Source organism: Aerococcus kribbianus (assembly GCF_026805545.1).
GTDB lineage: Bacteria > Bacillota > Bacilli > Lactobacillales > Aerococcaceae > Aerococcus > Aerococcus kribbianus.
This window is the reverse complement of sequence record NZ_JAPRFR010000001.1, coordinates 99,139-116,523: the sequence shown is the minus strand read 5'-3', so window position 1 is coordinate 116,523 and position 17,385 is coordinate 99,139. Positions and strand designations below refer to the sequence as shown.

Genomic DNA, 17,385 nt, shown 5'->3' with positions numbered 1-17,385 from the left:
TCATCCTTTCAATTCAATCGTTGTTTATAAGTTGTTCATTATTTTATATTGCGCTCATCTATTGCGCAATAATCACCATTGCTGGGCGTAAGACCCGGTCTTTCAAGAGATAACCTTTTTGGTATACCTCAACCACTTCTTCATCTTCTTGATCAGCTGTTTTAGGAACAGAACTAACAGATTGATGGAAGTTCGGGTCAAAGACTTCACCTAAAGGATTAATTTCTTCAATCCCTTCAGCTTCCAAAGCTTTCAGCAAGCTTTGGTGAACCATTTCGACACCCTTCTTAAAGTTTTGATTAGCTTCACCTTCAACTTCAATGGCTAAGGCACGTTCCAAATTATCAATGGTTGGCAAAATTTCTTGTGCCAAGGATTGTGACCGATACTTAGCCATGTCTTGGCGTTCATTTTCATGACGGCGTCGCATATTTTGAATTTCGGCTGATAGACGAGCAATTTGATTTTCTTTTTCAGTTAAGGTTAATTTTACTGCTTCTAATTCACTCGTTGATTCTTCTTCAGCACCAGTATCATCTTCCACTGCTTCATTTTCTGCGTCAGCTGTTTCTGATTGGGAAGTGTTTTGGTCATTTGTTGCTTCTTGGTCAACAACTTTTTCCAAATTTTCTTTTTCTTCTTTGGCCAACTGAACAACCTCCTATATTTTTTGATTTTTATCTAAATAAGCATTTAGTTCTCGTCTAACACCGTGAATTAACTGGGCCATTTTTAAGTAAGGCATATTTTCCGGACCTAACAAAGCAAACACTAAGTCATTAGCTTGACTATGTCGTCCCAGTGACGATGTCATTAGAGACATATTTTTTAATTGGGGATGCGCTAATTCTCCCCCGACACGGACTTGAATTCCTTGGTCTAATTCATTGATTAAATCAATAATTAAGTCATGATCATCAAGAATAGCATTCACGGCATTAATTTGTTCAATATCATCCGCTTCACTAAGATGTTGGTACAAAATTTGCCGACCACTTACAATTAAACGGTCACCATCAATTTTATTTACCAAATGATCAACTAAGGAATCTGTGTCGTATTTATAAAATACCATGTAGTCAGTCTGCAAACGTTGAAGAACACTTGGTAAGGCTAATCCGATAAGCTGATCATTCATAATATCAACCAAGTCATCAAGCATCTGCCATGACATATTGTTAGCTAGCGTAAATACTTGGGTTTCAACTGTGCCAACGTCGGTCACTAGAATTGCCATTCCCTTCTCATCAGAGAGTGGGACAATCTTGAAGCCTGCTAACTTCTGAGTCAAAGAAGCAGGGCCCAAAGCAATCACAACGTTTTGCGAGAGAATGGCCAATGTTTCTGCCGACTTAGCTATGATTTCATCAATTTCTGCATAAGGATTACGGAAAATTTCATGCAACATTTCCTGTTCCCTATCAGACAAACCATAATCGATTAAACCACCAAACTTCGGCATAATATAGTTAATGTAATAACGATAGCCCGCCTCCATAGGAACTCGCCCAGAGGAAGAATGGGTTTTACCAATTAAATTCATATGCTCTAGCTTAGCCATTTCATTACGAATGGTCGCTGATGAGGCATCAATACTTGCCCTTTGAGCCAAGGTTTTTGACCCTATCGGCTCATCGTGTTGGGTATAATGATCGATGATTGCCTGTAAAATCAGCATTTGTCGGTCAGTCAACATAGTAATCACCTCGCTTTTAGCACTTGATTAGTTCGACTGCTAACATCTATTATAATACCACCTTCTTTAGGTTAAGTCAAGAAAAGTCAAAGTATTTTTTGACTAATTTTGTTTTTATTTTAAGTCATAAAAAGGCCCAAACAAGTAGTGACTTGTTTGGGTCGATTGAGAGCTTACCCCTCTTTATAAGGACTATTTTCTTTAAAATATTCTCTGGTCATTTCTTCATCTTTATTCATTTGCTCAATCAATTCATCTGCAGAGTCAAATTTCAATTCATTACGTAAATATTTGTGCCAGTAAACGGTCATTTCTTCGCCATAAATATCCAAACTGTAATCAAGTAGATAGATTTCCACTGTCCGTTCACGATTATCGCCAAAGGTAATGTTATAGCCAATAGAGGCCATACCCTTATATAGGTCACCATTGATTAAACATTCTACTGCATAAACACCGACTTTAGGGACTACATTGGTTTCATCAATCATCAAGTTAGCTGTGGGATAGCCTAATTCGCGTCCTCTTTTCTCTCCATGGATAACAATACCAGTGAAGAAATAAGGATACCCTAGTTGTTTTTTAGCCGTAGCAACATCGCCGGTTTCCACTAAGGTTTGGCGAATTTCAGTGGTGCCCACTTTAACACCATTTTCTTCAACTTTCGGCACTTCAATAATATGAAAGCGCCCTTGTCCGTAATCACCAAGATTAGCCATATTGGCAATATCCTTTTTCCCATAAGTATAATCAAAACCAGCCACTACTGTTTTTGCTTGTAGGCCTACAATGTATTGGTCGACAAATAATTGTGGGGCTAATTTAGCAAAGGCGGAAGTCATTTGAACAATATACAAAATCTCCACCCCAAAGTGTTGCATGAGGCGTTTCTTTTCAGGCAAAGTCGTTAAATAACGCAATTCTTTAGGGTGTTCTTCTTGGAACATAAAGCGCGCAGACATATTAAAGGTCATCGCTGCTAGCGGTATATTGCGTTTACTCGCCTCTTGACGAGCGGCTTTAAGAACTTTTTGATGACCTTTATGAACGCCATCAAAAAACCCTAAGGCTAAAACAATCGGTCCTTGGTGGATGGCTTTGGTGTCAATTGGATGATGTAAGTTAATAATTTCCATGAATTCTACCCTTCTTTAAAACATTTTTATTGGTTTCATTTGGCCTGTCTTAGTAGGATGCGGCCCATACAGCGCTTTGACTTGACCCTTTATCATTAAAACAAAGGCCCGGCTATCTCGTAATTCAAGTGGAAATTGTGTAGCCGCCAGGACCGCTCCATTTTCGACAAGGTGGACAAGATTTTCGCTAACTTCCCATTTAGGATACTGACTTAAGGCTTGGTCAATCGACCATAGATATTTATCTATATCACCTTGATCAAAAGCCACTTGCACTTGGGCTAAGGTCAAACAGTCTTCACTAACAAAAGGACTTGAGCCCTGCCGAGTCAATTGCGTCATAGTAGCTGGCAGGCCTAAGCTTCTACCTAAATCAGTGGCTAAGGTGCGAATATAAGTCCCTTTACCACATTTCACTGCAAAATTAAAACGTTCATAACCACTGTCTTTGTCAAAATTGACCGCTGATGTTCGATTAAAGTAGTCGATTCGTACGTGACGGACAGGTCGTTCAACTTCTTCATTATTACGGGCATAATCATAAAGTCGGCGCCCATTCACCTTAACTGCTGAATACATTGGTGGAATTTGCTCAATATCTCCTTGCAAAGTGAGCATCGCTTGGTCAATTTTGTCTGCTAAAATTTCCTTAGTCAATGGCGCTTGATCAATAATTTGTCCATCTAAATCTTCAGTATCAGTTGCAAAACCCAAAGTGATTTCACCAGTATATAATTTACTTTTATCCATTAACAGATCAACTAGCTTGGTCCCTTTACCCAAACATATTGGTAAGACTCCGTCCACATTGGGGTCTAAAGTACCCGTGTGACCAATTTTTTTCATTCCTAAAATTTTCCTTAACTTAAAAACACAATCATGACTGGTCATCCCTTTTTCTTTCCATAATGGCAAGATTCCATCCATTTTATCACCTAATTCTACGTACTTTCCCTAATAGAATATCATTTTTCATGTCTTAACGCACGGATAGCGCAAGATTATTTTATAAGCACGGGCAATAGGAATTTGTTAGACATCTGTTATTATAAAAGAGAAAGGTGGTTGAAAGATGAAACTATCCGCATTAGATTTATTAACCCGCAATCGAGGCGAAACAACGGAAGACACATTTATCCGAGCTAAGGATTTGGCACAAAATTTAGATCGACTGGGCTACCAACGCTTATGGTTTGCTGAACACCATAACAGCCCTAGCCATTCCAGTTCAGCACCAGAAATTTTAGCAACTTACATGTCTGCTTACACTAAGTCCTTACGTTTAGGCACTGGGGGAACGATGATTATGCACTACGCTCCCTTAAAAATTGCTGAACAATTTAAAACGATGGCAGCCTTAGCACCAGATCGGATTGATTTCGGTATAGGCCGGGCCCCAGGTGGTGACCACCATGCCATGCGCGCTTTAGCCCAAAATCAAGCGGCTGATTATTCCGACCTATATAAAAAAATACGAGAGATTTTAGCCTTAATACCTGATGACCGTCCTCAGGAAAGCTACCATCAAAGCGTTTCTGCCCAACCCAAAGATTTAGCTACCCTTCCCCAGGCCTATCTCTTAGGTTCTAGCGGAAATTCGGCAGTGGAAGCTGGAAACATGGGACTCGGCTATAATTTTGCTCGCTTTTTTGGGCTTAGTGCTGATCCAGAGATTTTTACTGATTATCGACGCTATTTCCAACCTAGCCAATTTTTAAGTCAGCCTCACGTGATTTCAACCTACCAAGTGGTTACCGCTGACAATCAAGAAGAATTAGATTATTTGGCTAAACCTTTAGAAATTGCCCAATTACGGCAAGCCGCTGGTCAATTTAAAGCCATTGAAGATCCTGAAACAGTCAAAGACTTTAAATTTACTGATAGCCAGCTTGCCTTCCTTAAAGAGAAAAAAACAGCCGGTATCTTTGTCAAGGGCCTACCCGACCAAGTTGCTGAACAATTAACTAACGAAGAAAAAGCATATGGCTTTGATGAACTTATGATTTATGCGCCTATCTTTGATAATAAGGCGCGGGCTAGAAACTATAAATTATTAATGGAAGTACTAAGCTAAAAACAAACTAAAGACCAGCTTTCCGATATAGGAAGGTTGGCTTTTCTACTTAATTGTCACTACATCAGCGCGACTATTAATAAAACCAATAATTTTATTTTGCTATTGCAGGGTAATATTGATGACATTAGTCATGCGAGGATTTACTTTCTTTTTTGTTTCGGTCGACTTAATGAAAAGAGAAATCTTCTTTTTTGGTTCCAAAATTAGAAATAAAAACAGGACGGTGACTTTTTATTTTAAGTCATCGTCCTATTTTATAGAACCAAATTTTAACGTTCTTGCTCATCTTTATGGAGTTGAGCAATTAATTCGTCAATACGATTACCATATTCAATTGATTTATCACGCTCGAAGTATAATTCTGGTGTTTTATAAATCTGTAAGCGACTGCCAATTTCCGACCGCATTAGTCCAGAAGCTTTTTCAAGACCGGTTTGAGCGGCTTCTTGGTCAGAGGCTTTATCAGATAAGACAGAATAGTAGATGGTGGCTTGTTGTAAGTCACCAGTTACTTCAACATCTGTGATAGTGACGCCTTCCACACGAGGGTCACGTACTTTCTTTTGCAAGATATCATTGATATCTCGTAAAATTTCTTGAGCGACACGCTCTGCTCTAAATTTTGGCATCCTAATTCTTCACCTTATCCTTTTACTTCAACCATATGATAGGCTTCAATCATATCATCGACTTGAATATCATTATAGTTTTCAATCATTAAACCACATTCATAACCTTTATCAACGCGTTTGGCATCGTCTTTGAAACGTTTAAGGGAAGCAAGTTCACCTTCATAAATGACGATGTTATCACGAATGACACGAACACCTGAATGCCGTTCGATATAGCCGTCCATTACGTAAGCCCCACCAATGGTCCCTACTTTAGATACTTTATAAGTTTCACGAATTTGTACCATACCAGTGACTTCTTCAACGTACTCTGGATCAAGTAAGCCCTTCATGGCTGTTTCAATTTCATCAATGGCATTGTAAATCACATTATGTAGACGAATATCAACACCATCTTGACTCGCTTGTTCACGCGCTTGAGGGGTAGGACGGACGTTGAATCCAACAACAATGGCACCTGAAGCTTGGGCCAAGGAAATATCAGCCTCATTGATAGCCCCAACAGCAGAGTGAACGATGTCTACCTTAACACCTTCAACTTCAATTTTTTGTAAACTAGCTGATAAGGCTTCTGCGGATCCTTGTACGTCTGCTTTGATAATAACCGAAACGGATTTGAGTTCGCCTTCTTGCAGAGTTTCAAATAAGTTGTCTAGAGTCACATGATGGGTGACTTGACGCCGACGTTCTTGAGCCCGTGAAGCCCGTTCTTCACCAATCGCACGAGCCGTTTTTTCATCTTCAAAGACAACGAAACGGTCACCAGCTTCTGGACTGGCTTGTAAACCTGTAATTTCCACCGGCGTAGATGGTCCAGCTGTTTTAATCCGGCGTCCAGAGTCATCAGCCATAACCCGTACACGGCCATGGGTATCTCCTACAACTAAGGAATCACCGGTATGTAAGGTCCCATGTTGAACAAGCAATGTAGCAATTGGTCCTTTAGAAGAATCTAAACGTGCTTCAATAACGGAACCTAAAGCTAAGCGATCAGAGCTAGCCTGATATTCTTCAACATCAGCCACTAACAAGATCATTTCTAATAGTTCATCAACGTTTTGACCGAATTTTGCTGAGATTTCGACAAAGATAGTGTCGCCACCCCAGTCTTCAGAAATTAAACCGTATTCAGATAATTCTTGCATCACCCGTTGCGGATTTGCAGTTGGTTTATCAATCTTGTTGACTGCCACAATAATTGGCACTTCAGCAGCCTTAGCATGGTTAATGGCTTCCACTGTTTGAGGCATTACTCCATCATCAGCTGCTACAACAATCACGACAATATCAGTAACATCCGCACCTCGCGCACGCATGGTTGTAAAGGCCGCATGACCTGGTGTGTCAAGGAAGGTCACTAGGCGGTCATCTGACTTCACTTGGTAGGCACCAATATGTTGGGTAATTCCGCCTGCTTCACCTTCAGTGACATTAGCCTTACGCAAGTAGTCTAATAAGGTTGTTTTACCATGGTCGACGTGTCCCATAATCGTGACAACTGGTGGCCGACTCACTAAACCATCTTGGCTTGCTTCTGCTTCTTCAAAATAATGGTCAAAATCAGATGGGTCAACAACCACTTCTTGTTCTGCCTCGACACCATATTCTGCAAGAATAATTTCAACTTCATCACTACCAAGTGATTGGTTTTGATTGGTAGGAACCCCCATCATAAAGAGGTCTTTTACCAGTTTAGCAGGTTCACGGTGTAATTTCTTAGCTAATTCTGCAACGGTGATACCTTCTTTATAGACCACTTTTTCTGGCAAGGCCTTTTCTTTTTTAGGACGTGCTGGCGCTTGGTTATTTTGATTGTGGTTTTTGTTTTTATTTTTGGCTCCCTTTTGCTTTTTGTTGTCTTTTTTATTTTTATTCTTGTCTGCTTTCTTGCCCTTTTTATCTGCATGTTCGTCTGAGTTTTTGCCTGCTTTATGTTGGTTTTGCCCTTTATCGGCTTTACCCTTAGCAGATTTGCCTGATGCTTGCTTGTTAGCAGAGTCTTTATCAGCCTTGGCTTGGTCGGCAGACTTTTCTTGGTCAGCTTGTTTTTTCTTCATATAATTTTTGAGGCTTGCTTCTTGGTCAGCATCCATACTAGCCATGTGACTAGAGAAATCTAATCCAGCCTCTTGAGCGATATCCAATACTTCTTTACTTGAAAGCTCTAATTCTTTCGCAAATTCATAGACACGTTTTTTTGACATGCCATCACCGTCCTTAATCTATTCTCTAATTTCTCATATCATTTTTCTCTCCTGATCGTCTGATATTTAATGGATAAAACGTTTAGCAAAACCCTGATCGGTTAAAGCAACCAATGAGCGTTTTTTACCTAAAGCCTGGCTAATTTCCATCGTTGTATACTCTTCAACGAGTGGGACGTCATAATATGAACTTTTATTCTTTATTTTTTTCTTGGTCGTTGGGCTACAGTCATTTGCCAAAAATACCAGCTTGGCTTCCTGTCTCTGGATTGCTTTAATGACTAATGCTTCCCCAGAAACTAGTTTACCAGCGACTTGGGCCAAACCCAAACTATTGAGTTTAGGATTCATCAGCAAATAATTCCTTACGGGCCTTTTGGTGTGCCACATATTCTTTTAATTCTGCATAGAAATCATCAGACACCTTAACATTGAGATGGCGGTCCAAGAGATGCTTGTCCCAAGCTTTTTGCACAATCTCTGGACCTAATGACACATAAGCGCCACGACCATTTTGCTTACCAGTCGGGTCAATGACGACTTCTTGGTCAGGAGTACGAACAATACGCACCAATTCTTTCTTAGGAAACATTTCATTGGAAACAACACACTTACGCATTGGAATTTTCCTTTGTTTCATGCTTATGCCCCCTATTCTAAATCTAAGTCGTCAGTGGCTTTGGCTGCTTCATCAGCAGGTGTTTCTTGGTCTTGAGCGTCTAACAAATCATCATAAGACTGCTCAGGATCATGGTCGATTTCATCAATGGCCTCTTCCACATCTTCAGGACCCATATTACCTTCTGCGACATTTTGTTCTTCTAAAAAGTCATCCGCACTTAAGTCTTCATCGCTCAATGCCTCTAAATCAGCTGCTTCAGCGATTAATTCTTCTTCACTTGGTTCAATGCCCTGGTCTGACCCATCGTCTAGAATATCTTCAGCTTCATTTGTTTTTGGGAAGAAGCGTTCTTGATATTCATCACTTTGTTCGTATTCAGCAAAGTCACTTTCAGACTTAATATCAATTTTATGGTTGGTTAATTTAGCCGCTAAACGAGCATTTTGGCCACGTTTACCAATAGCTAATGATAAGTGATTATCAGGCACAACCACGATACAAGATTGCTCACCAGGAACAAAGTGCACAGCCAAGACTTCAGATGGATTCAAAGCATTGGCAATAAATTCCGCCGGGTCTTCACTCCATTGGATGATATCCATGTTCTCATTTTTAAGTTCATTGACCACTGCTTGGACCCGTTGTCCGCGAGGGCCTACACAAGTTCCCACTGGATCGATATTAGGATCAACAGAGTAAACCGCTAATTTAGACCGGTCACCCGCTTCACGGGCAATGGCTTTGATTTCAACAGTGCCATCATAGATTTCTGGTACTTCTTGTTCAAACAAACGTTTCAACAAGTTGGGATGGCTGCGAGACACATAGATTTGCGGTCCCTTAGTCGTATTTTCTACCCGTTCAATATAAACTTGGATACGGTCATGAGCTTGGAAACTTTCGCCAGGAATTTGTCCTTCTGGTGTTAAGACCGCTTCAATTTTATCCAAGTTAACATAGACATAACGTCGATCCTGCCGTTCCACCACACCAGAAATTAAATCATCTTCATAATCAATAAATTCATCATAAATAATACTACGTTCTGCTTCCCGAACCCGTTGCATAACCACTTGCTTCGCCGTTTGGGCCGCAATACGACCAAAGTCAGATGGGGTCACTTCAAATTTAATGGTGTCCCCCACTTCATAAGCCGTATTAATTTTATGGGCATCTTCTAAAGAAACTTCTAACTGAGAGTCTAAGACCATATCGACGACCTCTTTGATCGCATAAATCTTAAAGTTCCCTTTCTTCTCATCGAAGGAGACTTCCACGTTTTGCGCTTGTTGGTAGTTTCGTTTATAAGCAGTAATTAAGGCCGTTTCTAGGGCATCAATCACTACTTCAGGTTTTATTCCTTTTTCTTCTTCAAGCACAGATAGAGCATTTAGTAATTCTTTACTCATTATCTTCCCTCTTTCTAAAATTCGATGGCTAAACGCAACAAGGAGACCTTGTCTTTAGGTACGCTTACTTCTTGGCGTCTAGTTTTAACTTTTTTCTCAATGATATAATGGTCTTCTTCATTGGCCAAGAGACGTCCTTGGATATCTTTTTCACCATCAATGGCTTGATAGAAAGACGCATATACCCATTCACCAATGGCTTGGTTGACTTGTTCTTCAGTTTTCAAAGGACGCTCGGCACCCGGTGAAGATACCTCTAGATAGTAAGTTCCTTTGATGAAATCATCGCCTTCTTGGTCAATGGCTTGGGAAAGATGCTCACTAGCTAAGACACAGTCATCAAGAGAGATCCCTCCCTCTTCCGGCTTATCAATATAAACACGCAAGAACCATGCTTTGCCTTCCTTAACATACTCAACATCGTATAATTCAAAACCTAAGTCTGCTAAAATCGGTTGCGCTAATTTAGATACTTGATCGGTAATTTTTGCCATCTTATCCTCCATTTCCAGCGAAAATCATGATTTCATGAAAAAGAGTGAGCGTTCCCGCTCACTCCAATACTAGTCAATAAACTACACTAGTAATATAACATAATTTCCATTACTTGACAAGCGAAGGCCTAGTTCAAGCCTTTTATCACTCATCGGCTTCAAATAAGCCTGTCGCTTGGCTAACATTCACTGAGAATAATAAGCCCTTACCTTGGGCGCGAATATCTAACTCTTCAACAATCTTGTCAGATATTTGTTTACATTTGTCACCATCTACAACCATAACAACCACTTCTTTTTCGGGTTCAATATGGGCATTAAATAATTTCGAAAATTCGCCAGTACCTGTTCCTCGTCCATGGAGAATAGTTGCCCCATGAGCACCAGCCTCACGACTTGCTTGTACAACGTCATCTCCAAATTCGCGATCAACAATGGTAACAATTAATTGATGGCCTGTCATATTGCTTTCACTCTCCTCATATTCATAATCTTGACCGTGGTTACCTATGACACTAGAGGTATCAAGGGAAAACAAGACACCGTGTCCTTTTTTACTCATATTCATACGCTCATCTAAATAGTGGTGCATTTTATCTTCCATATCTTTAGGGATTAGCGTAAAAAACATTTCTTTTTTACGATCATGTAAGCCTAACATATTCATAATTTTATTGCTCAAGGTTCCTTGGGCACGAATGACAATCCCACCTGTTGACCCACCTTCTTTAGAAGCGGTCAACATTTTAGAGCCTTGGCCATCTTTTAAAATACCTAGTAATACAACTGGATATTGCATGTGCATCTCCTTCCCCTTAGTTCGCATCTACTTTACGTGTTCTAAGCTTAAATATCAAGCCTAATATTTGAATCATAACAACTGGAATCATAGCCACCATAGCGATAATTCCGAAGCCATCCACCAAGACATTGGCCTGTGGCAAAGTATCCGCTACCCCTTGGGAAAAGGCTAGGATAAAGGTTGCCGTCATAGGCCCTGAAGCCACTCCGCCAGCATCGAAAGCAATACCAGTAAAGAGGTCAGGAACGACAAAGGATAAAATAATTGCCAAAGCAAATCCTGGCAAGAGGAAGTGCCATAACTGCACAGCAGGTAACATAATTCTTAGCATTGAGAAGGCAAGGGCTAGGCCAACTCCAATTGATAGGGCTAGTAATAAGACATTAGAGTTAACGTAACCACCAGTGACATCTTCAACTTGCTCACCTAAGACATGGACAGCTGGTTCAGCTAAAACAACAACTAATCCCATCACTAAACCAATCCATGGCAAGAGATTACTGTGATTGTTAGCTAAGTCAGTCGCCATAAAACGTCCCATATCCATAAATCCTTGGTTTACCCCAATCAAGAATAGAGTTAAACCAATCAAAGTATAGGCGACCCCTTTGAAAATATCGGCTAATTTTTGCTTGGAGATTTTCAAATAACGATAATTAATGAAAACAAAAGCCAAAATAATAGGAATTAACGCAAATAACGATTCAAAGAAAGTATGCCCAAAAGCATAAATGAAAGGAGCAAAGATTCCCTCTGTGTATTGGTAAGCTTCACCTGATCCTTCAAACTGGCCACCTTGGATAATCGATAAAATTAATACAGCTAAAATTGGTCCTGTTGACATTGCTCCAACTAAACCAAAGGAATCATTCTCTGCTTTAGCACCACCCTTACGTTGGGAAACACTAGCTCCGATTGCTAGAATAAACGGAGTGGTTAAAGCCCCAGTGGTTGCTCCAGAAGCATCAAAAGCCATAGCCATAAATTCATTAGTTGCGAATAAGGACAAGATGGCAATGACGGCATAGACAATTAAGAAAAAATACTTCACTGAGAAAGATTTAATAACCCGTAAAACACCAAATGCTATCATAATCCCGACACCTATTGAGACAATTCCAACAATAAAACTAGAAGAAAAAGTTCCTCCAGTAGCATCTGCAATTTGATTCCCTAATATTAGAAGGTCTGGTTCGGCGACCGTTACCCCAAAACCAATCACAAAAGCAATAAACAATGCGATATAGTTAGATGATTGTTGGGTCATAAAACGTCCCAACAAATCACCAATTGGCGACATCCCTACGTCGACTCCAAATAAGAAAATGGTTAATCCAAAGATTAAAAACACGGCCCCAATGATAAAACGTGCCATCATTTCTCCCGACACATCCACAAGTGTCAAGGATAGAATGGCCACGATAACAACAATGGGTAAAACCGATGATAAAATCTCTTTTAATTTATCAGCCAGTAACTCCATTAAACTCCTCCTTACAAATGATTTCTTGTGATATTTACTTATCAAAAATTTGAGCACGATAATACTAACTTGCTAAACACTGGCAAAGCAATTTAGCAAGTTAGTGACTATGCATTTTTTGACCTTTACTACTCTTATGAATAATCGGTCAATTCTCAATATTTTAAATAAATAAACTCCTCACCTTATATCTTATAACAATTTTTGCATACTTGTAAAATAATTTGCATGAAAAACCAGAATTTATTCACTTTTTCTGTCCTAATACAGATATTATTTGACTTATAACAGTGGAAAATTTAGTTTAGCAAAAAGGCTGGAAGACAACTCCCAGCCTTTTTATAATAGAGGATTTTTTATTTGCTAGTTGGGCTTTGAAAAGCAAGAGCTTCGGATATTTGTCCAATAGGCTAAAAGATTTAAGTTCATATCTTTTGCCTATTGGATCAAATCTCTCGCTCTTACCGCTTTTGCTCACATCCTTAGTTTAAAAGTCAAAGAGGCTAAGTTGGTTTTGGTCGGGTAAGGCGTCGAGGACGTGGTTTTCACTCATGTACTCGATTAGAGTTTTGGAAACTTTACCGCGTTTTTGTAGGTCTTCTTTGGATAAAAATTCTGATTCTTCTCGGGCCGCAACGATTTGGCGGGCGACATTATTACCTAGACCATCAACGGCTCTAAATGGAGCTAATAGGGTATGGTCATCGAGAATTACAAATTCCATAGCATCAGATTTGTCAATATCAACCATTTTCATCTCTATGCCCCGCTCTTGCATTTCATTAACGATTTCCAAAATAACCAAAGTGGCCTTTTCTTTATTAGTAGCTTCATTGCCCTTATCGTGAATTTCTTTAATACGCGCCTTGGTTGCTTGTAAGCCATTAGTCATTGCAACTAAGTCAAAGTCATGAGCCCGTACAGATAAGAAGGCACAATAGTACCAGATTGGATGGTGGACCTTAAACCAAGCGACTCGCATGGCATTTAAGACGTAAGCTGCAGCGTGGGCTTTAGGGAACATGTACTTAATTTTCTCACAAGATTCCAAATACCATTCAGGAACATCGTGCTCACGCATAATGGCTTTATGTTCATCAGATAAGCCTTTCCCTTTACGCACTTTTTCCATAATTTGGAAGGCATCAGATTCTGGCAAGCCTTTATGTAGAAGATAAACCATAATATCGTCCCGGCAACCAATCACTTCTGATAAAGGAAGCCCCTTTTCACGGACGAGAACCTCAGCATTACCAAGCCATACGTCAGTCCCATGAGAAAGACCAGAAATTTGAAGTAATTCCGCAAAGGTAGTAGGTTTGGTGGCTTCTAACATTTGGCGAGTAAAGCCGGTCCCAAATTCCGGAATGCCTAATGTGCCGGTCTTAGAGTAGATTTGTTCTGGACTCACACCTAAGATTTCTGTCCCATTGAATAGTTCATAAACAGAAGGATCATCTACAGGAATATCAGTGGGCGCAATTCCTGATAAATCTTGGAGTTTACGAATCATAGTCGGATCATCGTGGCCTAGAATATCTAGTTTGAGGACATTATCATGAATGGAATGGAAGTCAAAGTGTGTGGTACGCCATTCAGCCGATTGGTCATCAGCTGGGTATTGGATAGGTGTAAAATCAAAGACGTCCATATATTCAGGAATAACAATAATCCCACCTGGGTGCTGTCCGGTGGTTCGTTTGACGCCAGTAGCACCTTGGGCAAAGAATTCTTTTTCGGTTTTACGAAGATTTAAATTGTTATCCCGATCATAGCCTAAAACATAACCAAATGCTGTTTTTTCTGCCACTGTACCGATTGTCCCTGCCCGGAACACCTTATCCTCCCCAAAAAGGACCTTGGTATAGGCATGGGCACGCGATTGATACTCTCCTGAGAAGTTTAAATCGATATCAGGCACCTTATCCCCCTTGAAGCCCAAGAAAGTTTCAAAAGGAATATCCTGGCCATCCTTCTTCATCATGGCTCCACACTGAGGACAGGCCTTATCCTCTAGATCAAAACCTGACCCTACACTCCCATCAGTGAAGAAATAGCTGTAATGGCAGTCCGGGCATACATAATGTGGTGATAAGGGATTAACCTCAGTGATTCCCATCATTGTAGCCACAAATGAAGACCCTACTGATCCCCGGCTCCCTACAATATAACCATCATCATTAGATTTTTTAACTAATTTTTGTGAAATCAAATAGATTACTGAGAAACCATTACCAATAATTGAGGAAAGTTCTTTTTCCAAACGTTTTTCGATAATCTCAGGTAAATCCTCCCCGTAAATAGCCTTGGCTTGGTTGTAAGACATTTCGGTAATTTGTTGTTCTGCTCCCTCGATTGAAGGCGTATAGAGCTTATCTTTTAAGGGTTCAACCGGTTCGATTTCAGCAGCAATGGCTTGGGAATTTTCAACCACAATTTGCTGGGCCACATCTTCCCCTAAAAAGGCGAAGTCTGCCAACATTTCATCGGTTGACCGGAAATGGGCTTCTGGGAAGAAACGGGTCCGATTTGATTTCACTGAATGAATTAAAATCTCCCGATATTTTTTGTCTTCAGGATTCAAATAATGCACATTGCCAGTCGCCACAACCATCTTTTCAGCTTCTTGACCAACCTCAAGCAAGGTTTTCATGATGTCTTCTAAGGTCGCTTCATCACGGATTTGCTCTTCTTGGATTAGGGGTTGATAAATTCCTTTAGGCATAATTTCTAAATAATCATAAAATTTGGCCTTATCAATAGCCTCACTCTTACCTTTTTGCATGATGGCTTCAAAGACTTCCCCTTCTGAACAAGCCGAACCAATCAACAAGTTTTCCCTATGTTCAGCTAACAATGACCGCGGTATACGTGGCGTCCGGTAGTAATATTTAACATTAGCGGCGGAAATCAATTTGAAGAGATCTTTCAAACCAGTTTGATTTTTTGCCAGTATGGTGGCATGGAAAGGACGCGCTCGTTTATAAGCATCACCACTACCCACGTTTTTGTTTAAATCTTGGTGGTTAGTAATATCATGATTATCCTTCGCTTCTTGCAAGAATATCCAACACAGAGCACCCGTCGTTTCAGAGTCATAAACTGCGCGGTGATGTTGTTCCAAGGCCACATTATAGTGTTTGGCTAAGGTATTTAAACGGTGTGATTTCATTTGTGGGTGTAAAAAGCGCGATAATTCTAAGGTATCAATTACCGCATTCTCTGCTTCTTCAATCCCCATACGGCGGTAAGTCGTATTTAAGAAGCCCATGTCGAAACTGGCATTGTGCGCCACTAAAATGGTGTCCTCTGACCAGTCCTTAAAGGCTTGCATCACTTCTTGTCCAGGCTTGGCATCAGCTACCATAGCATCAGTGATTCCTGTTAAATTAATGGTGGTAGATGATAAGGGATGCCCAGGATTAATAAATTCTTCAAACTGGTCAATGACATTACCCCGGTGCATTTTAACTGCTGCTAATTCAATGATTTGGTCATAAACGGCAGAAAGTCCAGTCGTTTCCACGTCAAAAACAACATAAGTGGCTTCGCCTAGGTCAATATCTTGCGGATTATAGGCAATAGGAACTCCGTCATCAACAATATTGGCTTCCACCCCATAGATCATTTTTAGACCGGTTTCCTTGGCCACCGCTGAAGCTTCAGGAAAGGCTTGTAAGGCGGAATGATCAGTGACTGCGATGGCTTCATGTCCCCAGGCCTTGGCTTGTTCAGCTAAATCAGAAATGGAATTAGTGGCATCCAGCATCGACATATTGGTATGAAGGTGGAGTTCCACCCGTTTTTGGTCTTCGGGCGCAGAATCCTGACGTTTAGATTTTTTTACTTCTTCAAAATCTCTAGCCGTCACCACAAAATCACGTTCGAAGCGGTCATCCATTTGAATGTCACCGCGAACCCGCATCCACATGCCCTCCTTAATCGCCGCAAATATGGCTTTGTCTTGATCATTTTTGGAGAACATTTGGACAATAAAGGCTGAAGTATAATCAGAGAGTTTCATCTTCAAAATTTGTCGGCCCGTTTTCAAGGTCTTAATCTCAACAGCAAAAACAACCCCTTCCATGACGGCTTGGCGTTGTTCCTCAACATAAGTATTCATAGCCTGTAAGCGATCGTCACCGGGGACTGGCTTTCCGATGGCAATCTTATCTACTTTAATTGCTTGATCATTAGTCGCTTGACTTTGCGCCATTTCTTTTTGCCGTTTGTTGGCCGCTTGAGCAATCTTTTGTTGCTCTTGCATAATGGCTTCTTGTCGGGATTGGAAATTTTCCTGACGATCGTTAGCAGTGTCTTGGTCTACAATCACTGCAAAGCTAAGCTTAGGAAAACCCACCAAACGATAATTTTGCTGAACCACTTCAAGGTAATTGGCCTCGACCAAGTCTTTGACCTGGCGATTATCAGTACGGATAATAAACCGACCATCTTCAAAACTTGGCAACTGGGCCGAGAATATTTGCCGAGTTAAGCCATTTGAGATGTTCGCCCGCTGAATAACTAAGGGCCAATAATCCAAGACCTCTTCTTGGCTGTATTCTTGGTCATTATCCACACTAATACGCATATGGGCAAAGCCAGGTGTAAAATCACTGGCAAGCTTGTCGCTTAGGGATTTAAAAACCCCAGCACTTAAGCGTTGGGGAAATTTTAAATCAAACTGCCAAACCCGAGATTGCGTGTGTAGAGTCACATTCTCAATAGCGCCAGCTTGCAAGTTTTCATCTGTTGGGGACCAATTTAATTGTTTCAATAAAATTTGGAATTTTTCTTGATTTGCTTGTGTCATAATAGCCTCCCATTACT

Annotated in this window: 14 protein-coding genes; 1 reads left to right on the top strand and 13 read right to left on the bottom strand. The window is 40.4% G+C overall.

Annotated features, from left to right (window positions below; genetic code table 11):
* Positions 1-58: 58 nt before the first annotated feature.
* The 4 genes from grpE to truB form a co-directional block, all read right to left on the bottom strand.
* On the bottom strand, positions 59-649 hold the full coding sequence (grpE, locus tag OW157_RS00620) for a nucleotide exchange factor GrpE (RefSeq protein WP_268751394.1): 591 nt from the start codon (positions 647-649) through the stop codon (positions 59-61).
* Positions 650-661: 12 nt separating this feature from the next.
* Entirely contained in the window at positions 662-1,696 is a 1,035-nt protein-coding gene (gene hrcA, locus OW157_RS00615) for a heat-inducible transcriptional repressor HrcA (protein WP_268751393.1), read from the bottom strand.
* A gap of 173 nt (positions 1,697-1,869) precedes the next feature.
* Positions 1,870-2,832, bottom strand: coding sequence for a riboflavin biosynthesis protein RibF (gene ribF / locus OW157_RS00610; protein WP_268751392.1), 963 nt, complete (start codon positions 2,830-2,832; stop codon positions 1,870-1,872).
* 15 nt (positions 2,833-2,847) lie between these two features.
* Entirely contained in the window at positions 2,848-3,759 is a 912-nt protein-coding gene (gene truB, locus OW157_RS00605; RefSeq protein WP_268751391.1) for a tRNA pseudouridine(55) synthase TruB, read from the bottom strand.
* Between the two features lie 145 nt (positions 3,760-3,904).
* On the opposite strand from truB, the gene OW157_RS00600 reads away from it, so the two are divergent.
* Positions 3,905-4,906 carry an MsnO8 family LLM class oxidoreductase gene (locus OW157_RS00600; protein ID WP_268751390.1) on the top strand — a complete coding sequence of 334 codons (1,002 nt, stop codon included), beginning with the start codon at positions 3,905-3,907 and terminating at the stop codon, positions 4,904-4,906.
* A gap of 272 nt (positions 4,907-5,178) precedes the next feature.
* Here the strand turns inward: OW157_RS00600 and rbfA are convergent, their stop codons facing one another.
* The 9 genes from rbfA to OW157_RS00555 form a co-directional block, all read right to left on the bottom strand.
* Positions 5,179-5,538, bottom strand: coding sequence for a 30S ribosome-binding factor RbfA (gene rbfA / locus OW157_RS00595; protein ID WP_268751389.1), 360 nt, complete (start codon positions 5,536-5,538; stop codon positions 5,179-5,181).
* 14 nt (positions 5,539-5,552) lie between these two features.
* Positions 5,553-7,745 carry a translation initiation factor IF-2 gene (gene infB / locus OW157_RS00590; RefSeq protein WP_268751388.1) on the bottom strand — a complete coding sequence of 731 codons (2,193 nt, stop codon included), beginning with the start codon at positions 7,743-7,745 and terminating at the stop codon, positions 5,553-5,555.
* A 66-nt stretch (positions 7,746-7,811) separates the two neighbouring features.
* Entirely contained in the window at positions 7,812-8,096 is a 285-nt protein-coding gene (locus tag OW157_RS00585) for a YlxQ-related RNA-binding protein (RefSeq protein WP_268751387.1), read from the bottom strand.
* Positions 8,086-8,385, bottom strand: a complete 300-nt coding sequence (gene rnpM / locus OW157_RS00580) for an RNase P modulator RnpM (protein WP_268751386.1) — start codon at positions 8,383-8,385, stop codon at positions 8,086-8,088. Before rnpM ends, OW157_RS00585 begins: the two co-directional genes overlap by 11 nt.
* Before the next feature lie 11 nt (positions 8,386-8,396).
* The gene (gene nusA, locus OW157_RS00575) at positions 8,397-9,776 is read right to left on the bottom strand and encodes a transcription termination factor NusA (RefSeq protein WP_268751385.1); all 1,380 of its coding nucleotides are present in this window, start codon (positions 9,774-9,776) and stop codon (positions 8,397-8,399) included.
* A gap of 14 nt (positions 9,777-9,790) precedes the next feature.
* Positions 9,791-10,270, bottom strand: coding sequence for a ribosome maturation factor RimP (gene rimP, locus OW157_RS00570; protein ID WP_268751384.1), 480 nt, complete (start codon positions 10,268-10,270; stop codon positions 9,791-9,793).
* 145 nt (positions 10,271-10,415) lie between these two features.
* Complete coding sequence (locus OW157_RS00565; protein WP_268751383.1) at positions 10,416-11,069, bottom strand: P-II family nitrogen regulator; 654 nt, start codon at positions 11,067-11,069, stop codon at positions 10,416-10,418.
* 16 nt (positions 11,070-11,085) lie between these two features.
* The gene (locus OW157_RS00560; protein ID WP_268751382.1) at positions 11,086-12,555 is read right to left on the bottom strand and encodes a DUF1538 domain-containing protein; all 1,470 of its coding nucleotides are present in this window, start codon (positions 12,553-12,555) and stop codon (positions 11,086-11,088) included.
* Between the two features lie 487 nt (positions 12,556-13,042).
* Complete coding sequence (locus OW157_RS00555) at positions 13,043-17,368, bottom strand: PolC-type DNA polymerase III (RefSeq protein ID WP_268751381.1); 4,326 nt, start codon at positions 17,366-17,368, stop codon at positions 13,043-13,045.
* Positions 17,369-17,385: the final 17 nt, after the last annotated feature.

Bases quoted from the DNA above. Each gene is read 5' to 3' on its own strand.
- nusA (WP_268751385.1), bottom strand. From the start codon at position 9,776: ATGAGTAAAGAATTACTAAATGCTCTATCTGTGCTTGAAGAAGAAAAA.
- OW157_RS00560 (WP_268751382.1), bottom strand. From the start codon at position 12,555: ATGGAGTTACTGGCTGATAAATTAAAAGAGATTTTATCATCGGTTTTA.
- OW157_RS00565 (WP_268751383.1), bottom strand. From the start codon at position 11,069: ATGCAATATCCAGTTGTATTACTAGGTATTTTAAAAGATGGCCAAGGC.
- rimP (WP_268751384.1), bottom strand. From the start codon at position 10,270: ATGGCAAAAATTACCGATCAAGTATCTAAATTAGCGCAACCGATTTTA.
- OW157_RS00585 (WP_268751387.1), bottom strand. From the start codon at position 8,096: ATGAATCCTAAACTCAATAGTTTGGGTTTGGCCCAAGTCGCTGGTAAA.
- OW157_RS00600 (WP_268751390.1), top strand. From the start codon at position 3,905: ATGAAACTATCCGCATTAGATTTATTAACCCGCAATCGAGGCGAAACA.
- infB (WP_268751388.1), bottom strand. From the start codon at position 7,745: ATGTCAAAAAAACGTGTCTATGAATTTGCGAAAGAATTAGAGCTTTCA.
- hrcA (WP_268751393.1), bottom strand. From the start codon at position 1,696: ATGTTGACTGACCGACAAATGCTGATTTTACAGGCAATCATCGATCAT.
- rbfA (WP_268751389.1), bottom strand. From the start codon at position 5,538: ATGCCAAAATTTAGAGCAGAGCGTGTCGCTCAAGAAATTTTACGAGAT.
- rnpM (WP_268751386.1), bottom strand. From the start codon at position 8,385: ATGAAACAAAGGAAAATTCCAATGCGTAAGTGTGTTGTTTCCAATGAA.
- OW157_RS00555 (WP_268751381.1), bottom strand. From the start codon at position 17,368: ATGACACAAGCAAATCAAGAAAAATTCCAAATTTTATTGAAACAATTA.
- ribF (WP_268751392.1), bottom strand. From the start codon at position 2,832: ATGGAAATTATTAACTTACATCATCCAATTGACACCAAAGCCATCCAC.
- truB (WP_268751391.1), bottom strand. From the start codon at position 3,759: ATGGATGGAATCTTGCCATTATGGAAAGAAAAAGGGATGACCAGTCAT.